At 66.5% G+C, this 23,956-nt stretch carries 23 protein-coding genes; 8 read left to right on the plus strand and 15 right to left on the minus strand.

Annotation, left to right across the window (positions count from 1 at the left end):
* Positions 1-63: 63 nt before the first annotated feature.
* The 6 genes from GU927_RS16250 to GU927_RS16275 form a co-directional block, all read right to left on the minus strand.
* Complete coding sequence (locus tag GU927_RS16250; protein WP_161763510.1) at positions 64-669, minus strand: TetR family transcriptional regulator C-terminal domain-containing protein; 606 nt, start codon at positions 667-669, stop codon at positions 64-66.
* A 275-nt stretch (positions 670-944) separates the two neighbouring features.
* On the minus strand, positions 945-1,712 hold the full coding sequence (locus tag GU927_RS20645; protein ID WP_161763511.1) for a pyrroline-5-carboxylate reductase dimerization domain-containing protein: 768 nt from the start codon (positions 1,710-1,712) through the stop codon (positions 945-947).
* Positions 1,713-3,032 carry an aspartate aminotransferase family protein gene (locus GU927_RS16260; RefSeq protein WP_161763512.1) on the minus strand — a complete coding sequence of 440 codons (1,320 nt, stop codon included), beginning with the start codon at positions 3,030-3,032 and terminating at the stop codon, positions 1,713-1,715. It abuts the gene before it with no gap.
* Between the two features lie 166 nt (positions 3,033-3,198).
* Complete coding sequence (preA, locus tag GU927_RS16265; protein WP_161763513.1) at positions 3,199-4,497, minus strand: NAD-dependent dihydropyrimidine dehydrogenase subunit PreA; 1,299 nt, start codon at positions 4,495-4,497, stop codon at positions 3,199-3,201.
* Between the two features lie 69 nt (positions 4,498-4,566).
* Positions 4,567-5,103: a DedA family protein gene (locus tag GU927_RS16270; protein ID WP_161763514.1), complete on the minus strand. Its 537-nt coding sequence runs from the start codon at positions 5,101-5,103 to the stop codon at positions 4,567-4,569.
* Between the two features lie 69 nt (positions 5,104-5,172).
* On the minus strand, positions 5,173-6,513 hold the full coding sequence (locus GU927_RS16275) for an NAD(P)-dependent oxidoreductase (protein WP_161763515.1): 1,341 nt from the start codon (positions 6,511-6,513) through the stop codon (positions 5,173-5,175).
* Positions 6,514-6,790: 277 nt separating this feature from the next.
* Between GU927_RS16275 and accB the strand changes: the two genes are divergently transcribed.
* The 3 genes from accB (at position 6,791) to aat (ending at position 9,419) form a co-directional block, all read left to right on the plus strand.
* Positions 6,791-7,291, plus strand: coding sequence for an acetyl-CoA carboxylase biotin carboxyl carrier protein (accB, locus tag GU927_RS16280; protein WP_161763516.1), 501 nt, complete (start codon positions 6,791-6,793; stop codon positions 7,289-7,291).
* A 10-nt stretch (positions 7,292-7,301) separates the two neighbouring features.
* Complete coding sequence (accC, locus tag GU927_RS16285) at positions 7,302-8,651, plus strand: acetyl-CoA carboxylase biotin carboxylase subunit (protein ID WP_161763517.1); 1,350 nt, start codon at positions 7,302-7,304, stop codon at positions 8,649-8,651.
* Positions 8,652-8,738: 87 nt separating this feature from the next.
* Entirely contained in the window at positions 8,739-9,419 is a 681-nt protein-coding gene (aat, locus tag GU927_RS16290) for a leucyl/phenylalanyl-tRNA--protein transferase (protein ID WP_161763518.1), read from the plus strand.
* Here the strand turns inward: aat and GU927_RS16295 are convergent.
* The 6 genes from GU927_RS16295 to GU927_RS16320 all read right to left on the minus strand — a co-directional run bounded on the left by GU927_RS16295 (position 9,332) and on the right by GU927_RS16320 (position 13,763).
* The gene (locus GU927_RS16295) at positions 9,332-9,739 is read right to left on the minus strand and encodes a DUF2155 domain-containing protein (protein ID WP_161763519.1); all 408 of its coding nucleotides are present in this window, start codon (positions 9,737-9,739) and stop codon (positions 9,332-9,334) included. The two genes, aat and GU927_RS16295, sit on opposite strands and share 88 nt — an antisense overlap.
* A complete protein-coding gene (mlaD, locus tag GU927_RS16300; protein WP_161763520.1) occupies positions 9,736-10,218 on the minus strand; it encodes an outer membrane lipid asymmetry maintenance protein MlaD in 483 nt (160 codons plus the stop codon). The genes GU927_RS16295 and mlaD overlap by 4 nt, the downstream gene beginning before the upstream one ends.
* A complete protein-coding gene (locus GU927_RS16305; protein ID WP_161763521.1) occupies positions 10,218-10,592 on the minus strand; it encodes an NADH:ubiquinone oxidoreductase subunit NDUFA12 in 375 nt (124 codons plus the stop codon). The genes mlaD and GU927_RS16305 overlap by 1 nt, the downstream gene beginning before the upstream one ends.
* Positions 10,593-10,856: 264 nt before the next feature.
* Positions 10,857-12,125 (minus strand): ATP-dependent Clp protease ATP-binding subunit ClpX, encoded by a 1,269-nt coding sequence (gene clpX / locus GU927_RS16310; protein WP_161763522.1) that lies wholly within the window; start codon positions 12,123-12,125, stop codon positions 10,857-10,859.
* Between the two features lie 121 nt (positions 12,126-12,246).
* Positions 12,247-12,879, minus strand: coding sequence for an ATP-dependent Clp protease proteolytic subunit (locus GU927_RS16315; RefSeq protein ID WP_161763523.1), 633 nt, complete (start codon positions 12,877-12,879; stop codon positions 12,247-12,249).
* A gap of 116 nt (positions 12,880-12,995) precedes the next feature.
* Complete coding sequence (locus GU927_RS16320; RefSeq protein WP_232489244.1) at positions 12,996-13,763, minus strand: hypothetical protein; 768 nt, start codon at positions 13,761-13,763, stop codon at positions 12,996-12,998.
* A gap of 181 nt (positions 13,764-13,944) precedes the next feature.
* On the opposite strand from GU927_RS16320, the gene GU927_RS16325 reads away from it, so the two are divergent.
* On the plus strand, positions 13,945-15,144 hold the full coding sequence (locus GU927_RS16325) for a multidrug effflux MFS transporter (RefSeq protein WP_161763524.1): 1,200 nt from the start codon (positions 13,945-13,947) through the stop codon (positions 15,142-15,144).
* Here the strand turns inward: GU927_RS16325 and dusA are convergent.
* Positions 15,120-16,130, minus strand: coding sequence for a tRNA dihydrouridine(20/20a) synthase DusA (gene dusA / locus GU927_RS16330; protein ID WP_161763525.1), 1,011 nt, complete (start codon positions 16,128-16,130; stop codon positions 15,120-15,122). The genes GU927_RS16325 and dusA overlap by 25 nt on opposite strands.
* A gap of 525 nt (positions 16,131-16,655) precedes the next feature.
* Positions 16,656-17,489, minus strand: coding sequence for a DUF481 domain-containing protein (locus tag GU927_RS16335; protein ID WP_161763526.1), 834 nt, complete (start codon positions 17,487-17,489; stop codon positions 16,656-16,658).
* A 347-nt stretch (positions 17,490-17,836) separates the two neighbouring features.
* Between GU927_RS16335 and GU927_RS16340 the strand changes: the two genes are divergently transcribed.
* From GU927_RS16340 to GU927_RS16350, 3 genes are all read left to right on the plus strand, one after another.
* Positions 17,837-18,919 carry an extracellular catalytic domain type 1 short-chain-length polyhydroxyalkanoate depolymerase gene (locus GU927_RS16340; protein ID WP_161763527.1) on the plus strand — a complete coding sequence of 361 codons (1,083 nt, stop codon included), beginning with the start codon at positions 17,837-17,839 and terminating at the stop codon, positions 18,917-18,919.
* Between the two features lie 163 nt (positions 18,920-19,082).
* A complete protein-coding gene (locus GU927_RS16345; protein ID WP_161763528.1) occupies positions 19,083-19,808 on the plus strand; it encodes a GntR family transcriptional regulator in 726 nt (241 codons plus the stop codon).
* Positions 19,805-21,145, plus strand: a complete 1,341-nt coding sequence (locus tag GU927_RS16350; RefSeq protein ID WP_161763529.1) for an NAD(P)/FAD-dependent oxidoreductase — start codon at positions 19,805-19,807, stop codon at positions 21,143-21,145. Before GU927_RS16345 ends, GU927_RS16350 begins: the two co-directional genes overlap by 4 nt.
* Before the next feature lie 28 nt (positions 21,146-21,173).
* Here the strand turns inward: GU927_RS16350 and hpbA are convergent, their stop codons facing one another.
* Positions 21,174-23,210: an N-methyl-L-proline N-demethylase HpbA gene (hpbA, locus tag GU927_RS16355; protein WP_161763530.1), complete on the minus strand. Its 2,037-nt coding sequence runs from the start codon at positions 23,208-23,210 to the stop codon at positions 21,174-21,176.
* Between the two features lie 115 nt (positions 23,211-23,325).
* Here hpbA and GU927_RS16360 point away from each other — a divergent pair, with 115 nt between their 5' ends.
* The gene (locus tag GU927_RS16360; protein ID WP_161763531.1) at positions 23,326-23,949 is read left to right on the plus strand and encodes a TetR/AcrR family transcriptional regulator; all 624 of its coding nucleotides are present in this window, start codon (positions 23,326-23,328) and stop codon (positions 23,947-23,949) included.
* Positions 23,950-23,956 lie beyond the last annotated feature (7 nt).

Here is a 23,956-nt window from a genome sequence, read left to right on the forward strand (position 1 = left end):
CGGCACAGCCAGCGGCACGTCCCCCAAGGACAAAGCCCCGCAAAGTCAAAGTGTTGGTTACCGTCAGACCGCCAGAAGCTTCCGGAACAGCATGTCCAGATAATCCCCCGCCTCGGCAAAGGGATCATGCTCCGGCCCCAGAACGGCGCGGACCTGCATGTCGAAATCCGCGTAATGCTGCGTCAACGCCCAGATGGAAAAGATCAGATGCGCAGGTGGCAACCGCGCGATCCGCCCCTCCTCCATCCAGCGGGTCAGCACGGCCGATTTCTCGTCCACCAGCCGCTTCAGATCCCCCTCGATGGCCGCCCGCATCCGCGGCGCGCCCTGCAGGATCTCGTTGGCGAAAAGACGGGATTCCCGTGGAAAATCACGGCTCAACTCCACCTTGCGGCGCACATAGCCCAGAATTTCCGCCACCGGATCACCTGCCGCGTCCATCTCGCGCAACGGGTCCAGCCATGTCTCCAAGAGCCGCGTCAGCAGCGCCTGATGCATGGCCTCCTTGCTGGGGAAATAGTAAAGCAGGTTGGGCTTCGACAGCCCCGCCACCTCGGCGATCTGGTCCAGAGTCGCGCCGCGAAAGCCATAGGTGGAAAACACCTCCAGCGCCGCCTCGAGGATGGTTTCCGAATTCTTCTGCTGGATGCGCGTGCGCGGTCTTGTCATCGGCCAGATACGGTCAGTCGCGGAACCCCTCCGCAACTCCGACCTTGGCGGAAAATCCAACAGATGCAAGGGCCGAAGCAGGGATTTCCGCCCCCGCTCCGGCCCTCTCCGCCGTCATTCGACGGCAGCGATCATCAGATAGGGCACCGCCACCAGCATCGCGACGACGATGGCAAGGCTGCGCGTCAATCCCTTGAAGTTCATCGGGTTCTCCTGTCTGTCCCTGTTTCGCCCGCCTGATGTAGGGCGCGGCGGACGCGGCGCAAACGGTCTGTTCAGGAATTTTCGCCACTCTGGCCGCGCACCCGCGCCAGCACGACATCCATCCCCTCGCCCCATGCCTCCAGCGCGCCACGATCCGCCAGCCGCGCGACCAGCGCCTCGGTGATCCCGCCGGGGGTGGCGATGCCACGCTGGATCTCGGCCAGCGAGGCCGTCTCGCGCAGCAGCACCTCGGCATTGCCGCGCAACGTCTCGGCCACCAGCCGCCGCGCGGTTGCAGGCGCCACCCCCTGCGCGGCGAACCAACCGGCGAGCCTGTCCATCCAGAAAAACGTCGCCCCCGACAGCGCGCCAAAGGCCGTAGCGGCAACGAATTCCTCTTCATTTCCAAAGACATGCAGCGGTCCCAAAGCCGACAGGAACCCCTCCCACTCCGCCCGCGCCGGATGGATCAGACAGGGGCCCAGCCCATGGGCATTGGCAAGCCCGGGCATCATGCTGCAGGCCGCTGCCGCCGGTGCCACCGCCGCCGCCAGCGCGGCCAGCCGCACCCCCGCCATGGCCGACAGCACCGACTGCCCCGCGCGGAACCGCAGACCGCGCAGGATCTCCACCCCTTCGGCGGCGGGCAGGCAGACCAGAATCAGATCGCACCCGTCCACCACCGCCTGATTATCCGGCGCCACGCCCACCCCGTGCGACGCAGCCAAGGCCGCCGCCCGCGCCGCCGAACGGGGCGAGACCACGAAGTCATACCGCCCCCCCGCGCCACGGATCAGGAATTCCGCCAGATGACCGGTGCCAAGGATGCCGATCCGCACTTAGGGCATTTCCTCAAGAACTTCGGCTACAGCCTTGGCAGTAAAGGAAATATCAGCCTCGGTATGCACCAGAGAGGACAGCGAATGCAGCGTGGCCGAGGGGTTCATGTAGACCCCCTTGTCGAACAGCCGCAGCACGAAGTTGCGGAACTTCACGCGGTCCACATGGGTGCAGAAGTCACGGAAATCGTTGATCTCCTCCTTCTCGGTAAAGAAGACCTGGAACATCGAATTCACCCCCTGCACCCGCATCGCGTGCCGGTTCGACGTCTTCGCCACCCGCTCCAGCTCCGCCGCCATCTTCTGGCCCAGATGCTTGATCCGCGCAAAGCCCGCCTGATTGTCGGCCAGCATCGTCTCCAGCATCACCTTGGTCACATGCAGCGCCAGCCGCCCCGCGTTGTGCGTCCCGAAATGCAGCACCTTGCCCCATTCCAGCCCCGCCATGATCTCGTCCCGCCCGCCGATCATCGCCATGGGCAGGCCGCCACCCAGCGCCTTGCCATAGGTCACGATATCCGGCTCCAGCCCGTACAGCTCGGCGCACCCCCCAGCGGCCAGACGGAAGCCGGTCACCGTTTCGTCCAGATAGAACAGCGCGCCATATTGGCGGCACAAGTCCTGGATATGTTTCAGATATCCTGGTTTCGGCGGGATCACCCCCATGTTGGACATGACGCCTTCCGTCACAACACAGGCCGCCTCCGCCCCGTGGATCTTCATCGCCCGCTCGATCGCGTCAAAGTCGTTCCAGCGCACGACGATCGTGTCCTTCCACGCCTCCTCCGGTATCCCCGAAGAGTCCGGTATCCGCACCGGATCGTTGGGATGGCCGAACATCGTGGGCGGCAGCGGGTTGGTATTGACCAGCACCGCATCCCACCAGCCGTGATAATGCCCCTCGAACTTGATGATCTTGCGCCGCCCCGTATGGCCCCGGGCAAGGCGGAACGCCCCCATCGCGGCTTCGGTCCCGGTATTGGCGAAACGCACCTTGTCCACATGCGGCAGCAGGCCGACCAGCATCTCGGCCACCTCCACCTCCACCTCCAACGCGGTGGCGAAATGCGTCCCCCGCGCCACCTCGCGGGCGACCACCTCCACCACCTTCGGATGGGCATGCCCCAGCGGCAGCGCGCCGAAGGCCATCATCCAGTCGACATAGTCCCGCCCGTCTACATCATAAAGCCGCGCGCCCTGCCCGTGGCTCATGTAACGCGGCGCGCCGCCAAAGGTGGCAGGCCCGCGCGAGGCCGAGGATACCCCCTCCACCAGCACCTTCATGCCGCGCTCGAACAGGGATTGGGACGTGTTGGTCATGTCAGGCTCCGCTTGCTTGCCCCCGACCTTGGACCCCGCATCCCCCCCCGTCAAATTCAGGAACGACAATCCATGTCGCCCCCGCCCCCCTCCCGCGAAACGGCAACGGGCGCCCCCGTCAGGGGACGCCCGTGAATTTTCGCCAGAAAATTCGCACCCCGCCGGATCACTCCGCCGCGCGGGCCATGGGGTTGTTGGGATGCGTGGTCCAGTTGGCGTAATCCGATACCACCCGCCCCGTGCGCGGGTCGGTGGCGCCCTTCGGCATCTCGACCATGGTGATGCAATTCTCCACCGGGCAGACATTGACGCACAGGTTGCAGGCCACGCATTCCTCGTCCTTCACGGTGAAGACGCGGTCGGGCGACATGGCGATGGCCTGATGGGACGTATCCTCGCAGGCCGCATAGCACCGCCCGCAGGAAATGCAGGCATCCTGATCGATATGCGCCTTGGTGACGTAGTTCAGGTTAAGGTCCTGCCATTCCACGAAATTCGGCACCGCGCGGCCCACCAGCTGGTCCAGCCGCATGTTCTTTTCGTCCAGATACTGCGACAGGCCCGAAATCATCTCCTGCACGATCTTGAAGCCATAGGTCATCGCCGCCGTGCAGACCTGCACGTTCCCCGACCCCATCGCCATGAACTCTGCCGCATCGCGCCATGTGGTGACGCCCCCGATGCCGGAAATCGGCATCCCCCGCGTTTCCGGATGCCGCGCGATCTCGCCCACCATGTTGAGCGCAATCGGCTTCACCGCAGGCCCGCAATAGCCGCCATGGCTCCCCTTGCCGTCGATCATCGGGAAGGGAGAGAAGGTGTCCAGATCGACATTCGTCACCGATTTGATCGTGTTGATCAGGCTGACCGCATCCGCGCCCCCCCGCTTTGCCGCCATCGCAGGCGGCAGGATGGAGGTGACGTTGGGCGTCAGCTTCACGATGCAGGGCATTTTCGAGTAATGCTTCACCCATGCGGTGACCATCTCGATATATTCCGGCACCTGCCCCACGGCAGACCCCATCCCCCGCTCCGCCATCCCGTGCGGGCAGCCGAAGTTCAGCTCCACCCCGTCGGCCCCCGTATCCTCGATCCGCATCAGGATGTCCTTCCACGACTCCTCGTCACAAGGCACCATCAGCGAGATCACCAGCGCGCGGTCGGGGTAGTCCTTCTTGACCCGCCGGATCTCGTCGAGGTTCACCTGCAAGGGCCGGTCCGTGATCAACTCGATATTGTTCAGCCCCAGAAGCCGCCGGTCCGCCCCCCAGATCGCGCCATAGCGCGGGCCCGAGACGTTCACGATCGGCGGGCCTTCGGACCCCAGCGTCTTCCACACCACCCCGCCCCAGCCCGCGTCAAAGGCGCGGCGGACGTTATATTCCTTGTCCGTCGGCGGGGCCGAGGCCAGCCAGAACGGGTTGGGCGATTTGATCCCGATGAAATTCGACGTCAGGTCAGCCATGATCAGCCTCCATGTTGGCGCGCGCGGTCAGGGCCAGCCCCGCCGCCGTCTTGCTATCTTGTTGAGAAATCAGAACCCGAGCAGGTTCCAGAACCAGCCGACGATGATCCCGCCGACCTCGCCGAACTTGGGGATCACATAGGCCCATGCCATCGCGGCCACGGTGTTCACGATCAGGAACAGCGGCAGCGACATCTTCATCATGCCGGCAAAGAGAAAGATCACCGGTCGCAGCGGCCCGAAGAAATGGCCGATGAACACGGCGCCCATCCCCCATTTGCGGAAGGCGTCGGCCGCCTTCTCGACCAGATCGGGATGGTCCTTCAGCGGCCACATCGCCAGTATCCGCGCGCCAAAGCGCCAGCCCAGCCACCAGCTGAAGGTGGACCCGACCATCGCCCCCAGCGCCGCCCCCGCCCAGATCGGGAAGAAGGGCACCGCCCCCGTGGCGACCGTCGCGCCGACCCCAACGAGGATCGCCGTCGACGGCACCAAGAGCGACAGGAAGGCCGTCGTCTCGGCCGCCGCAAAGACCAGCGACAGCCAGAAGGACCACTCCTGATGCCGCTCCATGAAGGCGATGATCGCCTCGGCCGAAAAATCCATGATCCCTCACCGTTTCCGGCAAGGCAGATGGGGCCTGCCCGCGCCCCGGTAAAGGGGAGCGTGCCATTTTCATTGCCGCGCCATCAGCGCCGCGTGGATATCCTCCGCCGCGTCGCGCCCCTCGGCCACCGCCGTCACGGTCAGGTCTTCCCCGCCCGCCGCGCAGTCGCCGCCCGCCCAGACGCCCGGAACCGATGTCCGCCCCGCCCCCGTCACGGCGATCTTGCCGCCCGCCAGCGCCAGACCTTCCGGCGCTCCCGAAAGGGTCTGCCCGATCGCCTTGAACACCTGATCCGCGCGCAGACGGAACGTCTCGCCCGTGGGCTTCATGCCGTCCGGCCCGTCGACGGTATAGGCAAACTCCACCTCCAGCGCCGACCCCGCCTGATGCACCGCTACGGGCGAGGCGTTGGTGACGATCCGCACCCCCGCGCTCGTCGCATGTTCCTGCTCGTAGCCCGAGGCAGACATCTTCTCCTGCCCACGCCGGTAGACGATGGTCACGTTCTGCGCGCCCAGCAGCCGCGATTGCACGGCGGCATCGACAGCGGTCATGCCGCCCCCGATCACCACCACGTCACGCCCGATGGGCAGCACCGACTTGTCCTTGGCCTGCCGCAGCTCGGCAATGAAATCCACCGCCGGACGCACGCCTGCCATATCCTCGCCCGGCGCGCGCAGGGCATTCACCCCCGCAAGCCCCATGCCAAGAAAGACGGCATCATGGCTCGCCTGCAATTCAGCCAGAGTCACACCGGCCCCCAGCGCCACACCGGTCTTGATGGTGATCCCGCCGATCTTCAGCAGCCACTCCACCTCGGCCTGCGCGAAGTCATTCGTGCTCTTGTACTGCGCAATCCCGTATTCGTTCAGACCGCCCGCCTTGGGCCGCGCGTCGAAGATGACCACGTCATGCCCCTTCATGGCCAGCCGATGCGCCGCCGCAAGACCTGCCGGCCCCGCACCCACCACGGCAACCTTCCGCCCCGTCGCCGCCCCGCGCGTGAAGGGATGCACCCCCTTGGCCATAAGCGTATCCGTGGCGAACCGCTGCAGCCGCCCGATCTCCACGGGCTTGCCCTCGGCCACCTCGCGCACGCAGACCTCTTCGCACAGCGTCTCGGTCGGGCAGACGCGGGCGCACATCCCGCCAAGGATGTTCTGGCCAAGGATCGTCTTCGCCGCCGCCTCGGGCGTGCCCGTCGCGATCTGGCGGATGAAGAGCGGGATGTCGATGCCGGTCGGGCAGGCCGTCATGCAGGGCGCGTCATGGCAGAAATAGCAGCGGTCCGCCGCGACCCTTGCCTCATGCGCGTCGAGCGGGGCCTCGTGATCCCCGAAGTTGCGGGCGATGGTTTCGGCTGGCAGACGCCCCGGAACGACACCGGGCGTGAGCGGGCTGTTGGACAAGGCGTTTCTCCCTGTTTGCTTTATTCGTTGGAAGAAACGCTGCCACAGCGCCATATTTTTATCAAACGGTAAAATACAACGGGTGCCGATTTTTCGCCCCCGCGCGCCCAATCCGCTTTGGATGCCGCGAAAACGCGCAAACCGCCCCGCAACATCGCCGCTTTTCACCCCCGTCCGGCTGGCGTATAAGGCACGCCAACCCTCGGGCGGCGCCCCTCTCGCACCGCGCCGGGACGAATGAAGAACCACGGCGCAAGGGCGCCAGCAGAGGACCGGCATGAGCAAGAATACCACCGAAGCCGATGTCGCCTTCATCCAGGCGCTCGCGGAACTTCTGAACAAGAACGAACTGACCGAGCTTTCGGTGAAACGGGAATATGGCGATGACGACAGCCTCGAGGTGCGCGTCATCAAGCAGGCGAATGTCGTGACCGTCGCCGCTGCGGCCCCCGCCCCCGTCTACCATGCCGCCCCCGCCGCTGCCGCACCCGCGGCCGCCGCCGCGGCCCCCGCCGCAGCCATGCCCGAAGACCCGGCCCAGCATCCGGGCGCCGTCACCTCGCCCATGGTGGGCACCTGCTATCTGGCCGCCGAACCGGGTGCCACGCCCTTCGTCACCGTGGGCGCGACCGTCGCCGAGGGCCAGACCGTCCTCATCATCGAGGCGATGAAGACCATGAACCACATCCCCGCCCCCCGCGCGGGCACGGTCAAGCGCATCCTCGTCGAAGACGGCACGCCGGTCGAATTCGGCGCCCCCCTCCTGATCATCGAATAAGGGTATCCCGATGTTCGAAAAGATCCTGATCGCCAACCGGGGCGAGATCGCGCTTCGCGTGATCCGCGCAGCCCGCGAAATGGGGATCAAGTCGGTGGCCGTGCACTCCACCGCCGACGCCGACGCGATGCATGTCCGCATGGCAGATGAAAGCGTCTGCATCGGACCGGCCTCCTCGACCCAGTCCTATCTCAACAAGGCCGCCATCATCTCGGCCTGCGAGATCACGGGGGCGCAGGCGGTCCATCCCGGCTACGGCTTCCTGTCGGAAAACGCTGCCTTCTCCCAGGCGCTGGAGGACCACGGTATCACCTTCATCGGCCCCTCGGCGGAACATATCCGCATCATGGGCGACAAGATCACCGCCAAGGAAACCGCCAAGGAACTGGGCATCCCCGTGGTGCCGGGCAGCGACGGCGGCGTGCCCGATTTCGAGACCGCCCAGACCGTCGCGGCCGAGATCGGCTATCCCGTCATCATCAAGGCCACCGCCGGCGGCGGCGGGCGCGGGATGAAGGTCGCCAAGAACGCCGAAGAGCTGGAAATCGCCTTCCGCACCGCGCGGAGCGAGGCGAAGGCCGCCTTCGGCAATGACGAGGTCTATATCGAGAAATACCTGCAAAAGCCCCGCCATATCGAGATCCAGGTCTTCGGTGACGGCAAGGGCAATGCGGTGCATCTGGGCGAACGCGACTGCTCGCTCCAGCGCCGCCATCAAAAGGTGTTCGAGGAAGCCCCCGGTCCTGCCATCACGCCCAAGATGCGCGCGGAAATCGGCGCGATCTGCGCCAATGCCGTGGCAAAGATCAATTACATCGGCGCGGGCACCGTCGAATTCCTCTACGAGGACGGGAAGTTCTACTTCATCGAGATGAACACCCGCCTTCAGGTCGAACATCCCGTGACCGAGGCGATCTTCGGCGTGGACCTTGTCCGCGAACAGATCCGCGTCGCGGCGGGCCTGCCCATGTCCTTCACGCAGGCCGACCTTGAAATCAACGGCCACGCGATCGAGGTCCGCATCAACGCCGAGAAACTGCCGAACTTCTCGCCCTGCCCGGGCAAGGTGCGGGTTTTCCACGCGCCGGGCGGGCTTGGCGTGCGGATGGATTCGGCGCTTTACGGCGGCTATTCCATCCCGCCCTATTACGACAGCCTGATCGGCAAGCTGATCGTCCATGGCCGCGACCGTCCCGAGGCGCTGGCGCGTCTGAAACGCGCGCTGGGGGAACTCATCATCGACGGCATCGACACGTCGGTCCCGCTCTTCCACATGCTGCTGGCCGAACCCGATATCCAGAACGGGGAATACAACATCCACTGGCTGGAAAAATGGCTCGCCGCGCAATTCGCGGAATGAACAGAGCGCGGCGCCCCTGATGGGGCGCCGCCAAATTCCTTCGAAGGAATTTGCAAAATTCTTCGAAGAATTTTGCCCCAGCCCCCGATGAACCAACAGGCCATCACCCCCGAGATCTTGCTCCGCGCCTATGCCGCGGGCATCTTTCCGATGGCCGAAGGACGCGACGACCCCGAAATCCACTGGGTCGACCCGCGCCGCCGCGGCATCCTGCCGCTCGACGGGTTCCACATCTCGCGCTCGCTCCGCCGCACCATCCTGCGCAGCCCGTGGCGCGTCACCGCCGACACCGCCTTTGCCGCCACGGTCGAAGCCTGCGCCGACCGCGACGAGACATGGATCAACGACACGATCTTCGCGCTTTACGTCGCCCTCCACCGCACGGGCCATGCCCATTCGGTCGAGGTATGGGAGGGTAGCGATCTGATCGGCGGCGTCTATGGCGTCACGCTGGGCCGCGCCTTCTTTGGCGAAAGCATGTTCTCGCGCCGCACCGATGCATCGAAACTGGCGCTGGCCTGGACCGTGCACCGCCTGAACGCGGGCGGCTTCACGCTGTTCGACACGCAATTCCTGACGCCGCACCTGCGCAGCCTCGGCGGGGTGGAAATCCCGCGCCACGACTACCACCGCCGCCTTGCCGCGGCGCTGGACGGGCGGGGCAGCTTCTCCCCTGCGGGTTACTCGCCCTCGCCCTCGGAGGTGGCAGGCTCTTCCGGCGCGGGCACCGGTTCCGGCGTCACGCAGCGCAGCACCCAGACGTCATAGCGCGGATGGTCCAGCGCCGACAGCGCAGGCGATGACGCGATCATCCAGCCCTGAAAGACCGGATCGGCCACGCTGGCATCGCGGATGGTCAGATGCGCCTCGGCATCCGAGGCGGGGTTGTCCGCCGGATAGCGGCAGGCATCCAGCCGGATGGACAGCCGCCCCGACACCGCCTCCTGCCCCGTGGTCAGTTCGATATCCGCCGTCTCGCCCGTCAGCTTGTCCAGCCAGCGCAGGATGCCCGCATCGGCATCGGCAAAGCCCTGCGCCCCCGCAGGCCCCGCCGCCAGCAGCGCCAGCACCAGACCGGCGCGGATCATTCCACCGCCCCGCCTTCGGCCGGTGCGGCATCATCCCCGCCACCGCCCGCGAATTTCATCATGAGGGAAATGACCGAAACCGCGCCCTGCGTATCCTCGATCTCGGCCCCCGCGGGCAGCACATCCAGCGCCCCGCCGGGCACCAGCTCGACGAAATTCCCGCCCAAGAGCCCTTCGGACGAGATCAGCGCCGCCGAATCCTCGGGCAGTTGCACCGCCGATTGCACGGTCAGCGTGGCATCGGCAAAGAAGGTCTCGGGGTTCAGCTCCAGCGCGCTGACAGTGCCCACCTTTACCCCTGCCAGCCGCACATCCGTGCCCACACGCACGCCCTCGACCGACCGGAACGACGCCGTCAGGTCATAGCTGCCCGTCGTCGTGGACGTCATGCCGGTTTCCTGCCCGGCATAGACCAGAAAGCCGATCGCCGCCGCCAGCACGGCCGCGCCTGCCAGAACCTCTGCGCGATTCTCGGCCATCACTCGGGCTGCCACGCCTCGTAGTCGCGGCGCACCGCCGGTTCGGGGCGGCGGATGGATCCGAGGGGCGCATAGGCGGCCGCCGTGCCGGTCAGATTCTCCTGATGCGGCTTTTCCCAGACCTTGTGCTTCAGCGGCGCCTTGGTCGGCGGCTCGTCCCAGGTGTGGTGCAGCCAGCCGTGCCAGTCGGGCGATACGCGGCTTGCCTCGGCCTCGCCCTTGTAGATCACCCAGCGCCGCTTGCCGTCGCGGGTTTCGTAATAGACGTTCCCCTGCCCGTCCTCGCCCACCTTCACGCCCTTGCGCGAGGTGTAAAGCTGGGTGCCGAGCGTCTGGCCGTTCCACCATGTGACAAGCCGCTTGAGGAAATCCATCGTAAGCCTCCGGGAAACCTTTGCCCCCATATGGCCGAAGCAGGCGCAAAGGTCCAGCACCAAGCCGCCGCAGGAGCGGGAATGTGACCGCCCCACATCGCAGGCGCGCGACGATTTTTCTGCGAAAAATCCCGCCCCGCCCCGCCGTTGCCTCCCTGCACCGACAGTGGCCGCCCCGCGCCGATTTTTCGCAGAAAAATCGTGCCCCCCGAAGCAAAAGGGCGGACCCGCAGGCCCGTCCCCTTTGCCGCAACCGCGCAGGTCTCAACCCGCCGTTGCCGGTTCCTTCTTCTTCGCCTCGGTATAGACGAGCATCGGCTTGGCCTCGGCGGAATTCACCGCCTCTTCGTTCACCACGACCTCTTCCACACCGTCCATGCCGGGCAGTTCGAACATGGTATCCAGCAGGATATCCTCCATGATCGACCGCAGACCCCGCGCGCCGGTCTTGCGCTTGATCGCGCGCTTGGCGATGGCGGTCAGGGCGTCGGGCGTGAAGGTCAGCTTGACCCCCTCGATCTCGAACAGGCGCTGGTACTGCTTGACCAGCGCGTTCTTCGGCTCGGTCAGGATGGTGACCAGCGCGCCCTCGTCCAGATCGTTCAGCGTGGCGATGACGGGCAGACGGCCCACGAATTCCGGGATCAGACCGAATTTCAGCAGGTCCTCGGGCTCCAGCTCCTTGAACAGCTCGCCCACGCCGCGCTCTTCCGGCCCCTTCACATCGGCGCCGAAGCCGATCGCGCTGCCCTTGTTGCGCTGCGCGATGATCTTCTCCAGGCCCGCAAAGGCCCCGCCGCAGATGAACAGGATGTTCGTCGTATCCACCTGCAGGAATTCCTGCTGCGGATGCTTGCGCCCCCCCTGCGGCGGCACGGAGGCGACCGTGCCCTCCATGATCTTCAGCAGCGCCTGCTGCACCCCCTCGCCCGACACGTCGCGGGTGATCGACGGATTGTCCGACTTGCGGGTGATCTTGTCGACCTCGTCGATATAGACGATGCCGCGCTGCGCGCGTTCGACGTTGTATTCCGACGCCTGCAAGAGCTTGAGGATGATGTTCTCCACATCCTCGCCCACGTAACCCGCTTCGGTCAGCGTGGTCGCATCCGCCATGGTGAAGGGCACATCCAGAATCCGCGCCAGCGTCTGCGCCAGCAGCGTCTTGCCGCAGCCGGTGGGGCCGATCAGCAGGATGTTGGACTTCGACAGCTCGATATCCGTCTTGGACGAATTGTTCAGCCGCTTGTAATGGTTGTGCACCGCCACCGACAGCACGCGCTTGGCGTGGATCTGGCCGATCACGTAATCGTCCAGCACCTTGCAGATCTCGCGCGGGGTGGGCACCCCTTCGGAGGATTTCAGCCCCGAGGATTTCGTCTCCTCGCGGATGATGTCCATGCAGAGCTCGACGCATTCGTCGCAGATGAAGACCGTCGGCCCCGCGATCAGCTTGCGCACCTCGTGCTGGCTCTTGCCGCAGAAAGAACAGTAAAGCGTGTTCTTGCTGTCGCTGCCGGAGTTGTTCGCCATCAGGTCGTCCTCTGCCTCGTGCCGGCCCTGCGGCCCGCGCTGGTGGAAAGTCTAGGCCAAGGCCCGCGCCCCCACAATGCCAAAAAGCCCCCCGCCGGTCCGGCCGACGGGGGGCGCATACTCACTTCGACGTGTCGTCCGCCTTGCCGCGGCTTTCCACGATCTCGTCGATCAGACCCCAGGCTTTCGCATCCTCGGCCGACATGAAATTATCCCGCTCCAGCGCCGCCTCGACGGTTTCATAGCTGTTGCCGGTATGCTTGACGTAGATCTCGTTCAGGCGACGCTTCAGCTTTTCCGTCTCGCGGGCGTGGATCATGATATCCGTCGCCTGCCCCTGATAGCCGCCCGAGGGCTGGTGCACCATCACGCGGGAATTGGGCAGCGAGAAGCGCATCCCCTTTTCCCCCGCAGTCAGCAGAAGCGACCCCATCGACGCCGCCTGCCCGATCACCAGCGTGGAGACCTTCGGCTTGATGTACTGCATCGTGTCATAGATCGACAGACCGCTCGTCACCACGCCGCCGGGGCTGTTGATGTACATGCTGATTTCCTTCGACGGATTCTCCGCTTCGAGGAACAGCAGCTGCGCGCAGATCAGGCTGGACATGCCGTCATGCACGGGGCCGGAGAGGAAGATGATCCGCTCCTTCAACATGCGCGAGAAGATGTCATAGGCCCGCTCCCCGCGGCTGGTCTGTTCAACCACCATGGGGACGAGGGTGTTCATGTAGTGATCGACGGGATCGCGCATCGCGGGCTGCCTCTTTGTCTCACGTGATCTAAACGACTGTCTGTTGACAGAGTCTTAGTTGCGTGGGCGGGGGGCTGCAAGGGCACCCCGTCCGAATGCGGCGGCGGGGGCGGCGATCAGGCATCCGACAGCCAGTCCGCGACCGATGGCATCAGCGGGCGGAAATAGGCCACCATCCGCCCCGGCGGCTCGGCCACGGCGCCCTCGGCCCAGGGGGCCACGCCATGCACCAGATGGCGGTGCAGCACCACCGCCTCGCCCGGGCGGCCGGGAAGCTCCACACGGGGACAGGTTTCGAACACCGCGCGCCGCGCGGCCTGATAGGCGTCGGTGATGTCATGGTCGGACAGATCGCCACGGCATCCGGCAAAGGCCGCCCGCAGCGCCGCGCCCATCACCAGATGGCTGCCCTCCCACACCACAAGCGGCGCCGCCCCCGCAGCCGCCGCGTTCAGCGGCAGCCCCGCGATCCAGGCATGGGGTTCCTTGACCATGCGCCGCTTGTCCGGCCCCACGGGCAGAAGCCCGTCCAGATGGGCCGCATCCCGCATCAGGCGAAAGCGGAAGGCGGCCGCGCTCTCCTCCGCCCCGGGCCGGGGATAGCCCGCGCGGGTTACCGACAGTTGTGCCGGATGCAGGGGAACAGGCGATAACCCCAGATCCTGCCAAGGAAATTCCACATCGCCCACCGCGCCATCCGCACCGTTGGGCAGGGCATCCAGCCCCACGAACCATGTCCCGCCGCACCGCCATGCCACGTCGCTTGCCGTCACGGCCTGCCGCGCCACGGGCGCCGCTGCCGCAGCCCAGTCCTCAATCGCCGCCGACCGCACCCGCCGCCAGCCACGCGCCCGCCAATCCGCCGTCACCCCGTCCTCCACCATCCGCCCCGCCTGCCCTGCCCCGCCCGTGCCGCATCCCGCCGCAACGATCTAGCACGGCGGCGGCAGAGGCCAGCCGTCCTGCGGCATTCCTCTGGCATCCTGCGGCAAAAGGGCGTATCCGCAGCCCTTCTTTCCGCGTGCCACAGCGCCGCAAGCAGACCTTTTCCGAAAGCCCGTTTCCATGTCCGACCGCATCCTTCGCCCCGCCCTTGTCCTTGGCCTGCTGTCCTGCATCGGACCCTTCGCCATCGACATGTACCTGCCCGCCATGCCGCAGATCGGCGCGGCGCTGGGGGCATCGGTTCCGGCGATGCAAACGACGATCACCGCCTATTTCATCGCCTTCGGTCTGGCCCAGCTCGTCTATGGCCCCTGGGCCGACCAGGCGGGGCGCAAGGCACCGCTCTATGCGGGGATCGGCATCTTCCTTGCGGGCTCGGTCCTGTGCACGCTGGCGCCCACGGTGGAATGGCTGATCGCGGGCCGCTTCGTGCAGGGCCTTGGCGGGGCCGCGATGATGGTGGTGCCCCGCGCCATCATCCGCGACCTGCACACCGGTCCCGCCGCCACCCGCCTGATGGCCGCCGTGATGCTGGTGATCTCGGTCTCGCCCATGCTCGCCCCGCTGGCGGGATCGGGCCTCATGGCCCTGACCGGCTGGCGCGGCATCTTCGCGGCCCTTGTCGTGGCGGGCGGGATCAGCCTTCTGACCCTCGCCCTCGCCCAGCCAGAAACCCTGCCCCCCGCCGCACGGCAACGCTTCGACCTGACCGACACCCTGCGCAACAGCCGCCGCCTGATCACCGACCGCAGCTTCATGGGCCTGACCTTCCTCGGCGGTTTCGGCATGGCCAGTTTCTTCGTCTTCATCGCAAGCGCGAGCTTCGTCTACACTGAAAGCTTCGGCCTCTCGCCCACCGGCTTTTCCGTGGCCTTCGCGATCAATGCCATCGGCTTCTTTGCGGCGTCACAGGCGGCGGGCCCGCTCGGCCTGCGGCTGGGCGCGCGGCGGGTCATGGCCGTGGCAAGCGCGGGCTTCACTCTTGCCACGGTGGCGCTTTTCGCGCTGGCTCTGGCGGGGATGGTGTCGCTGGCGGTCTGCATCGCGGGGCTCTTCCTTGCCAATGCGTTCCTCGGGCTGATCATCCCGACCACGATGGTCATGGCGCTGGACGATCACGGCGACATTGCAGGTCTGGCCTCCTCGCTCGGCGGGACGCTCCAGATGCTGGCGGGCGGGCTGATGGTGGCCGCGACGGGGCCTTTCTTCGACGGCACCGCCACGCCCATGCTGGGGGCCATCGCGCTCTGCGGGCTGCTGGTGCTGGTGCTCTCGCGGGTCGCGCTGGCGCGGCCTCAGCCGCCCGCAAGGGCGGCCTGACCCGCCACCTCGGCCAGCGCGGCGTCCAGAAGCGCCAGTCCCGCCCCCTCGCGCGAGGCGCCTTCTGACAGCACCCGCCGCCAGCCCCGCGCGCCGGGGCGGCCATGGAACAGCCCCAGCATGTGCCGCGTGATCTGGTGCAACCGCCCACCCCCCGCCAGATGCGCGGCGATATAGGGCTTCATCTCCTCGACCACAGCAAAGGCATCACGCCCCGCCCCGTCACCCCAGAGCGCATCCGCCCCGATCAGCACCGACCCCGGTTCATGATAGGCCGCGCGCCCGATCATCACCCCGTCCAGCCCCGCCTCCAGCAACGCGCGCGCCTGATCCAGAGTGGTGATCCCGCCATTGATGCAGATGGTCAAATGCGGAAACTCCGCCTTCATCCGCCGGACCAGATCGTAATCCAGCGGCGGGATCTCGCGGTTCTCCTTGGGCGACAGGCCCTGCAACCAGGCCTTGCGGGCATGGATCACGAAATGGCGCACCCCGGCAACCGAGACGCGGTGCAGGAAATCGGGCAGCACCTCTTCGGGGTTCTGGTCATCCACCCCGATGCGGCATTTCACCGTCACGGGCACATCCGCCACCTCGATCATCGCCGCCACGCACTCGGCCACCAGCGCGGGCCGTTCCATCAGCACCGCGCCGAAACAGCCCGATTGCACGCGGTCCGACGGACAGCCCACGTTCAGGTTGATCTCGTCATAGCCATAGGGCAGCGCCGCCCGCACCGCCGCGCGCAACTCCGCCGGATCGGACCCGCCAAGCTGCAGCGCCACCGGATGCTCTGCATCGCCATAGCCCAGCAACCGCTCGCGCGGGCCATGGATCACGGCGGGGGCCGTCACCATCTCGGTATAAAGCATCGCCCGCCGCGTCATCAGCCGGTGGAAATACCGGCAGTGACGATCGGTCCAGTCCATCATCGGGGCGACGGACAGGCGGTGCGCGCCTGAGAACAAGGCATTCGCAGGTTTCATAAGGGTTCTCGTAGCCATCTGGTTCGCGCGATTTCCGTCTTTTCCCGTCGGTTTGCCCTTTCGCGGAAAAGTGCACAGCGTCGGGGTTTCCTGTGCAGCCTCCCCCGCCCCTTGCGGATGGCCGGAGGATCGTTCCCGTGGGCAATCTGCCGCAGTTAGCACGGCGGCGGCACTGTCCGAAAGCGACATGGCTGAAAGGGCTACACCACAGCCCAAAAGAATGGAACTCGGAACACACCCGATCCAGCCGCGAACGGCGGGGTGTCGTGGCGCGCGCAGGTAAGTGTCCTCTCCCCCGGGACATCGTGGCCCCGCTCCCTGAACGGATCAAGCGTCGGGAAGATGGCGAAGGCACGGACAAGGACAAGAGCACAGGGATCACCTGCTGCCCTGGCTGCCCTACGGCCGAACGGCGGCCTGCAGGACGATTCACCACCCTGTCGGGGCGTTCACCAAGACCTGCGTCGGTCCGAACGCGCGCGGCGGGGCGGGCCCGACCTCGCGCCCGGGCCTGCATTGGGCAGTTCAGAAGGAATAGACCAGCGACACGCCCAGCTTGTTCTCGCTGCGGACGTCGCGCGCGTCGTTGTATTCGGTCAGATAGCTTATCCGCGTGGCGAACATCTCGGACATCTTGACGTTCAGCCCCAGATCGCTGTTCGCGCGCAACGCGCTGTCCGATTTCAGCACGTCAAGGTCGTTGGTGACAAACATCGTGTCACTCAACCGCCAGTACAGCCGCGATGACCCGATATAGCCCGTCTCGCTCTCGGACTGGTCCAACCCGTTCTCCAGATAGCTCAGCCCGATGCCCGCCTGCACCCGCCAGCTCAGATCGCGGGTATTGATGATGCGATAGCCCGGCCCGACGCCCATGAAGGCATCCGTCTTGATGTCCTCCGCCGTCTCGGCCAGACCGTCGGTCTTCACACGGCCAAGCGCGAACAGATAGAAGCTCTCGTTCAGGAAGTAGTTCGCGTCATAGATGGCAAAGACGTCCTCCTTCATCTTGACCGACCCCGCCTCCGAGAAATCCATCACGACCCCGATATTCTGGACCAGCGGACCATCGGCAAAGCGCAACCGCGCCCCGAGGCTGAACTCGCTTGAATCCGTCGCCCCCGTCTTGCCGGAATAGCTGAGCGAGGCGCTCCCCGACAGGCCGTTGCGGAATTCGGGGCTGCCATAGCGGAACGGATCGTTGCCGCGGTCCAGCTCGATCCGCGCGGAACGGTCGATATCGTCGATCCGGTCATCGACCGAATCCAGACCCGTCAGGGTGGTCTGTGCGGCACCGGCCGTCGCCGCAAGGGCCAGCAGACCCGTCGCGGCAAGGAGGTAAAGGGGGCGAATGGACATGGGAATGCTCCTTCAGGGGCAAGGGTGCCTGTGGCGTGGCATTCCGCGTACCGCCAACTTGCCTGCGGGCGGCTGATCGACATCAGTCCGGGCCGCAAAAGCGCGGGAATCCTGCTCTGGAACAGGGTGCGCGCGCCCTGACATGGCCGCTTTCCGCCTGCACCGCCGGAACGACAGCCCCACCTCGCCGCCCGCCTTGAACTGCCGGATACCGCGCTCCACCTGTTCAAGGTGCAGGCAGTTTCTGTCGGCCGCAGCAAAGCGTGGGGCACGGATCACCCGCTTGGCCAATCGCGCACTCATCCACGCAACAAGACGGCTCCGGCCACATACGGAAAGACATCTCCATGCCCGACACCTTCGCCAAGGCGATGCGCCAATCGCTCGCCCTTGTCCGCGCGTCCAGACCGCTTGACGCCACCCGTCACATCCAGATGGCACTGGCAGGCGGCACCGACACGCCGCCCCCGCCGCCCACCCCCGCCGCCAAGCCGCCCCGCAGCCCCCGCGCGGCGGCGACCCGCCGTCCCCTTTCGGAAATCCTCGCCACGCTGGCGCAGCGACCGGCAGGCTTCGACCGGCCCGCCGCCGCACCTGTCACCCTTGCCGATCCTCCGGCAGGACTGGTCCTCGACCACGGAGTGCACCATACCCCGCACGGCGCGCGCCGCTATCTGGCCTTCCGCCCCGGGTCATCCGGCAAACCCGTCCGCGGCCTGATCCTCATGCTTCACGGCTGCACCCAGACGCCCGAGGATTTCGCGACCGGCACCGCCATGCATCTGGCCGCCGCCGCCCGCGACATGATCGTCGTCTATCCCGCGCAACCCCGATCCGACAATCCGTCGCTCTGCTGGAACTGGTTCCGGCCCGGCGACCAGAGACGCGAGGGCGGCGAACCCGCCCTGCTTGCCGATCTGGCAGGCCATGTCGCGGCCCGCCATGACGTGCCCCCCGGTCGCATCTTCGTCGCTGGCCTTTCGGCAGGCGGCGCGATGGCCGCGATCCTTGCCCGCACGCATCCCGAGGTCTTCGCGGCAGCAGGCATCCATTCCGGCCTGCCGACCGGCAGCGCAACCGACGTCATCGGTGCCTTCGCCGCCATGCGCGGGGATCCCTCTTCCGGAACCGAACCGCTCTCGGGCCGCGCCATCATCCTGCACGGCTCTGCCGACCGGACCGTCGCTCCGGTGAATGCAGGGCGGCTTGCAGGAACGCTGGTCGAAACCCGCGAACGATCGGGGGAACGGAACGGACGCCGCTACGATGTTCTCGAAGGGCGAAACGCCTCGGGCCATGACGTGGAACTCTGGCGCATCGACGGCGCGGGACATGGCTGGTCCGGCGGCCATCCTGACGCAAGCTACACCGAACCGGCCGGTCCCGACGCCACGGCCGAGATGGTGCGCTTCTTCGACCGGACACCCTGAGGGCGCCTGTCGGGGGGCCCGCATGACGGCCCCTCGCCCCCGGCCCTGCGGACCGGCCCGACAGCGCAGCATGTGTAGACATTATGTATTATCATCCCTACAAGACCGGCATCAGACCTGACCCCCGCGCCGGCGAACCGCGTCAGGCGAAAGGAGTGCCGCCTTGGATGCCGACAGCCGCAGCCGCAAATCCATCTGCGCCGACGACCTGCGCCGCCAGATCCTAACCCAGCAACTGGAACCGGGCAGCTCGCTGGACGAAACCGAACTGGCCGACCGCTACGGCATCTCGCGCCCGCCCCTGCGCGAGGTGCTCCGCCAACTTTCCGGCGAAGGCTATGTGCGGCTGGTCGAAAACCGCGGCGCCCAGGTCGCGCCCATGACGCACAAGACCCTGCGAAACTTCTTCGTCGCAGCCCCGATGATCTATGCCGCCGTCACCCGCCTTGCCGCCCTGAATGCCACACCCCCGCAGATCGACCGGCTCAAACAGGTCCAGCGCGCCTTTCGCGCCGCCATCTGCAACGGCAACGCCGCCGACCGCGCGCTGGAAAACGAACGCTTCCATTCCCTCATCGGCGAGATGGCCGATAACGAATTCCTCATGCCCAGCCTGCGGCGGCTGCTGATCGACCACACACGGATCGCGATGACCTTCTACAATCCCCGCCACCTCCGCATGGCCGACACCCAGTCCATCGCCGCCGACCAGCACGACATGTTCATCGCGCTGATCGAGGCCGGCGATGCCGACGCCGCCGCCGACCTTGCGGTCGCGCATTGGGACCTGTCGCGCGCCCGCATCGAAAGCTTCGTCACGCCCGAAAGCATCCGGGCTCCCCTCGGGGCGCCTCCGGGGGCCAGCCGCCAGAACGGGGAAACCCCATGACCACCTACCCCGCCCGCAGAACCCCGATGCAGCACGGCACCGCCGCTTGGTCGGCCATCCTGCCCCACCAGCCCGCACCCGTCCCCCTTGCCGGGGACATGACGGCCGATGTCGCCATCATCGGCGGCGGCTTCGCGGGCCTCTCCGCCGCGCGGCACATCCGCAGCCTCGCCCCCCGCGCGCGGGTGGTCGTGCTCGAGGCGGGGCGGCTGGCCGAAGGCGCATCGGGCCGCAATTCCGGCTTCATGATCGACCTCCCGCACGAACTGACCTCGGACGATTACGCAGGCCATGGCGACGACCGCACCATGATCGCGCTGAACCGCAAGGCCATCGCCTTTGCCCGCGACGTGGTCGAGGAATTCGGCATCCCGCGCGATTTCTTCGACCCCGCAGGCAAGATCAACGGCGCGGCAAGCGCGGCGGCAGATGCGCTCAACCGCTCCTACGCGCGGCATCTGGACGGTCTGGGCGAAGCGAACCGTCACCTCGACGCGCAGACGATGGCCGAGGTGACGGGCAGCCGCCATTATGTCTCGGGTCTCTACACGCCCGGCACGGTGATGCTGCAACCGGCGGGCTATATCCGCGGCTTCGGCGAAGGTTTGCGCCGCACCGGCGTGACCGTCGCGGAACAGACGGCGGTGACGGCGATTGCCCGGCAGGGCGCGCACTGGACCGTGGCAACACCCAAGGGGCGCGTGACGGCGGGCAAGATCATCCTTGCCAATAACGGCCATCTGGAAAGCTTCGGCTTTGCCGCGAACCGCCTGATGCACCTGTTCCTCTATGCCTCCATGACCGTCGAGCTTGACGCAGAGGCACAAGCCATTCTGGGCGGCCAGCCCCGCTGGGGCGTCACTCCGGCAGATCCGATGGGGACCACCATGCGCCGGATCGACACCGGACAGGGCGGCAATCGCATCATCACCCGCACCTGCGCCAGCTTCGAGCCGGGCATGGAACCCTCCGCCGCGACACTTGCAAGAACCGCCGCCGTCCACCGCCGGAAATTCGACGACCGCTTCCCCCGACTGCGCGGCATTGCAATGGCCCATACATGGGCGGGCCATCTGTGCCTGTCCCGAAACGCCGTCTCGGTCATGCGCGAACTCGACACCGGCCTTTACGCCGCCGCCGTCTGCAACGGCCTCGGCACCGCGCGCAGCACGCTGACCGGCATGGCCGCCGCCGAACTGGCCTGCGGACACCAAAGCGACGTCACCGCCCATTTCCTGCAAGAGGCACAGCCGGTGAGACTTCCCCCGCCACCGCTCTCCACGATCGGGGCGAATGCCTATCTGCGCTGGAAGGAATGGCGCGCGGGGCGGGAATAGACCGCGCGCGCCACGCGCCGTCCCTGCCCTACAGATCCTTTACCAGACGCAGCGCGTCATAGATCGCGGCATGGGTATTGCGCGCCGCCACCGCATCCCCGATCCGGAACACGCGGAACTCCGCCTCGGGATTACGCAGCACGCCCTGCACCCCGCCCGTCGCCAATGCGTCGTAATCCACCTCGCCACGGTTGCGCGAAAGCGGCTTGAGATCGAAGTAAAGCTCGTCCAGCGGCCGCGTGCCCTGATTGACGATCACCTGATCGACCAGCCGCTCGCGCGTGAAATCCCCGTAATCGCTGCCCAGAACCGCGCGCAGCCGGTTGCCCTCGCGCGTCACGGACATCAGCCGCCATGTGACGGTAAAGGTGGTGTTCCGCTTCTGCAGGTTCCGCATATAGGGCACCAGATTCATCGCCATCACCTCGGGCGAGAAGCTGCGGTCCGGCGTCACGATCTCCACCGCCGCGCCCGTCGCGCTGATCAGGTCCGCCGCCTGCAGCGCCGCATGGTCGCCCGCATCGTCGAAGATCAGGACATCGGTCCCGGGCTTCACATCGCCCGACAGGATATCCCAGGCCGAATGCACCAGATCGTTGCCCGCCGCCAGCACGGCCGTATGCGGCAGGCCGCCCGTGGCGATGATGACCTCGTCAGGCCGGGTGGCCAGCACGGCATCGGCATCGGCAAAGGTGTTGAAATGGAAAGTCACGCCCTTCTTCTCGCATTGCGCCATCCGCCACGCGATGATCGAGATCATCTCGCGCCGCCGCTCGTCCTGCGCGGTCAGCCGGATCTGCCCGCCCGGCCGGTCGGCGGCCTCGAAGACCGTCACCTCGTGCCCGCGCTCCGCCGCGACACGCGCGGCCTCCACCCCTGCCGGCCCCGCGCCCACGATGGTGATGCGCTTGCGCTCCGCCGCCTGCGGGATCAGATGCGGCATCGTCTCCTCGCGCCCCGTGGCGGGGTTGTGCAGGCAGAAGGCGAGCCCGCCCTGATAGATGCGGTCAAGGCAATAGTTCGCCCCGACGCAGGGCCGGATATCCTCCTCGCGCTTCTCGACGATCTTTCGCACGATATGCGGGTCGGCCATATGCGCCCGCGTCATCCCCACCATGTCCAGCTTGCCCGACGCGATGGCATGCCGCGCCGTCGCCACATCCGGAATCTTCGCCGCGTGAAAGGTGGGAAACCCCGTCGCCGCGCGGATCTCGCCCGCGAAATCCAGATGCGGCGCGTTCTTCATGCCCTGCACGGGGATCACGTCGGTCAGCGCGGCATCGGTCTCGATATGCCCGCGGATCACGTTCAGGTAATCCACCAGCCCGCTGTTCTTCAGCCGGTGCGAAAGCTCCATCCCCTCGGCCTTCGAGAAGCCCCCCGCGACCATCTCGTCACCCGTATAGCGCAGGCCAAGGATGAAATCCTCGCCCACCCGCGCCCGGATCGCCCGCAGCACGTCAAAGCCAAAGCGCAGGCGGTTGTCCAGATCGCCGCCATAGGGCGCATCCAGCGTATTGGTCAGGGGCGACCAGAACTGGTCGATCAGATGGCCATAGGCCTCAAGCTCCACCCCGTCCACGCCTGCCGCCTTCATCCGCTCGGCGGCATCGGCGTAATCCCCGATGATGCGGTCGATGTCCCAGTCTTCCATCTTCTTGGGAAAGGCGCGGTGCGACGGCTCGCGCTCGTGGCTGGGCGACACCACCGGCAGCCAGTCCCCCTTGTCCCACCGCGTCCGGCGGCCAAGATGGGTCAGCTGGATCATCACGGCGGCCCCGTGATCGTGGCACTCGTCCACCATCTGCTTCATCCAGCCCACCACCTCGTCCTTCCAGGCGAGGATGTTGTTGAACACCGGCGGGCTGTCGCGCGCGACCGAGGCGGACCCCGCCGTCATCGTCAGCGCAACCCCCGCCTTGGCCCGTTCGACGTGATAGGCCCGATACCGGCCCTTTGGCATCCCGTCCTCGGGATAGGCCGGTTCATGGCTGGTGATCATGATGCGGTTGCGCAGCGTCAGATGCTTCAGCCGATAGGGTTGCAGCAGCGGGTCGTTGGACATCGGGGCCTCCTGTCAGTACCGGAACTCTCGCGCAGAATGTTCAGTCATGTCAAGATAACAGCCATGACCGCACATTTCCTTGCGCCGCCCCGCCGATCGCCCTAACCTGCCCGCCATGACAGACGGCGACAAACCCGAAAGCGGCTGGCGCGGATCGCGCGAGGGATGGCTCGACGCCGCCTATGCCGCGCTGATCCGCGAAGGGGTCGAGGCGGTGAAGATCCTGCCGCTGGCCGAACAGCTCAAACTCTCGCGCACCAGCTTCTACTGGTTCTTCAAGGACCGCGCCGAACTCCTGGCCGCTCTGGCCGACATGTGGGAGGCACGCACCACCACCCCCCTCGTCACCGCCACCACCGACTATGCCGAGACGGAGACCGAGGCGATGCTGAACGTCATCGCCTGTTTCCTGCGCGCCGACACATTCGACGCGAAACTGGAATTCGCCATGCGCGGCTGGGGCCTGAAAGATCCCGCCATCCTCGCCCGCATCAACGACGCCGACCACCGCCGCCTGCATGCCCTGACCGCCATGCTGGAACGCTGGGGCCATGACGCGCAGGATGCCGATGTCCGCGCCCGCACCATCTATCTCGTGCAGATCGGCTATATCGCCACGCAGGCCGACGAAACGCTGGAAACCCGCCTGACCCGCATCCCCAACTACGTTGAGATCTATACGGGCCGCCCCCCCGAACCGCGCGAGATCGCGCGCTTGCGCGGCCGCTTCGGACTCTGACCCCGCC

It is taken from the genome of Paragemmobacter amnigenus (genome assembly GCF_009908265.2).
GTDB classification, from domain to species: Bacteria; Pseudomonadota; Alphaproteobacteria; order Rhodobacterales; family Rhodobacteraceae; genus Paragemmobacter; species Paragemmobacter amnigenus.

What these genes read in the sequence shown, in the direction of transcription:
- accC (WP_161763517.1), top strand. Translation starts at nt 7,302, where the DNA reads ATGTTCGAAAAGATCCTGATCGCCAACCGGGGCGAGATCGCGCTTCGC.
- aat (WP_161763518.1), top strand. Translation starts at nt 8,739, where the DNA reads ATGAACCAACAGGCCATCACCCCCGAGATCTTGCTCCGCGCCTATGCC.
- GU927_RS16320 (WP_232489244.1), bottom strand. Translation starts at nt 13,763, where the DNA reads ATGGTGGAGGACGGGGTGACGGCGGATTGGCGGGCGCGTGGCTGGCGG.
- clpX (WP_161763522.1), bottom strand. Translation starts at nt 12,125, where the DNA reads ATGGCGAACAACTCCGGCAGCGACAGCAAGAACACGCTTTACTGTTCT.
- GU927_RS16315 (WP_161763523.1), bottom strand. Translation starts at nt 12,879, where the DNA reads ATGCGCGATCCCGTCGATCACTACATGAACACCCTCGTCCCCATGGTG.
- GU927_RS16340 (WP_161763527.1), top strand. Translation starts at nt 17,837, where the DNA reads ATGCCCGACACCTTCGCCAAGGCGATGCGCCAATCGCTCGCCCTTGTC.
- GU927_RS16260 (WP_161763512.1), bottom strand. Translation starts at nt 3,032, where the DNA reads ATGACCAACACGTCCCAATCCCTGTTCGAGCGCGGCATGAAGGTGCTG.
- mlaD (WP_161763520.1), bottom strand. Translation starts at nt 10,218, where the DNA reads ATGGCCGAGAATCGCGCAGAGGTTCTGGCAGGCGCGGCCGTGCTGGCG.
- GU927_RS16360 (WP_161763531.1), top strand. Translation starts at nt 23,326, where the DNA reads ATGACAGACGGCGACAAACCCGAAAGCGGCTGGCGCGGATCGCGCGAG.
- GU927_RS16350 (WP_161763529.1), top strand. Translation starts at nt 19,805, where the DNA reads ATGACCACCTACCCCGCCCGCAGAACCCCGATGCAGCACGGCACCGCC.
- hpbA (WP_161763530.1), bottom strand. Translation starts at nt 23,210, where the DNA reads ATGTCCAACGACCCGCTGCTGCAACCCTATCGGCTGAAGCATCTGACG.
- GU927_RS16335 (WP_161763526.1), bottom strand. Translation starts at nt 17,489, where the DNA reads ATGTCCATTCGCCCCCTTTACCTCCTTGCCGCGACGGGTCTGCTGGCC.
- GU927_RS16250 (WP_161763510.1), bottom strand. Translation starts at nt 669, where the DNA reads ATGACAAGACCGCGCACGCGCATCCAGCAGAAGAATTCGGAAACCATC.
- GU927_RS16325 (WP_161763524.1), top strand. Translation starts at nt 13,945, where the DNA reads ATGTCCGACCGCATCCTTCGCCCCGCCCTTGTCCTTGGCCTGCTGTCC.
- GU927_RS16270 (WP_161763514.1), bottom strand. Translation starts at nt 5,103, where the DNA reads ATGGATTTTTCGGCCGAGGCGATCATCGCCTTCATGGAGCGGCATCAG.
- preA (WP_161763513.1), bottom strand. Translation starts at nt 4,497, where the DNA reads ATGGCTGACCTGACGTCGAATTTCATCGGGATCAAATCGCCCAACCCG.
- GU927_RS16305 (WP_161763521.1), bottom strand. Translation starts at nt 10,592, where the DNA reads ATGGATTTCCTCAAGCGGCTTGTCACATGGTGGAACGGCCAGACGCTC.
- dusA (WP_161763525.1), bottom strand. Translation starts at nt 16,130, where the DNA reads ATGAAACCTGCGAATGCCTTGTTCTCAGGCGCGCACCGCCTGTCCGTC.
- accB (WP_161763516.1), top strand. Translation starts at nt 6,791, where the DNA reads ATGAGCAAGAATACCACCGAAGCCGATGTCGCCTTCATCCAGGCGCTC.
- GU927_RS16295 (WP_161763519.1), bottom strand. Translation starts at nt 9,739, where the DNA reads ATGATCCGCGCCGGTCTGGTGCTGGCGCTGCTGGCGGCGGGGCCTGCG.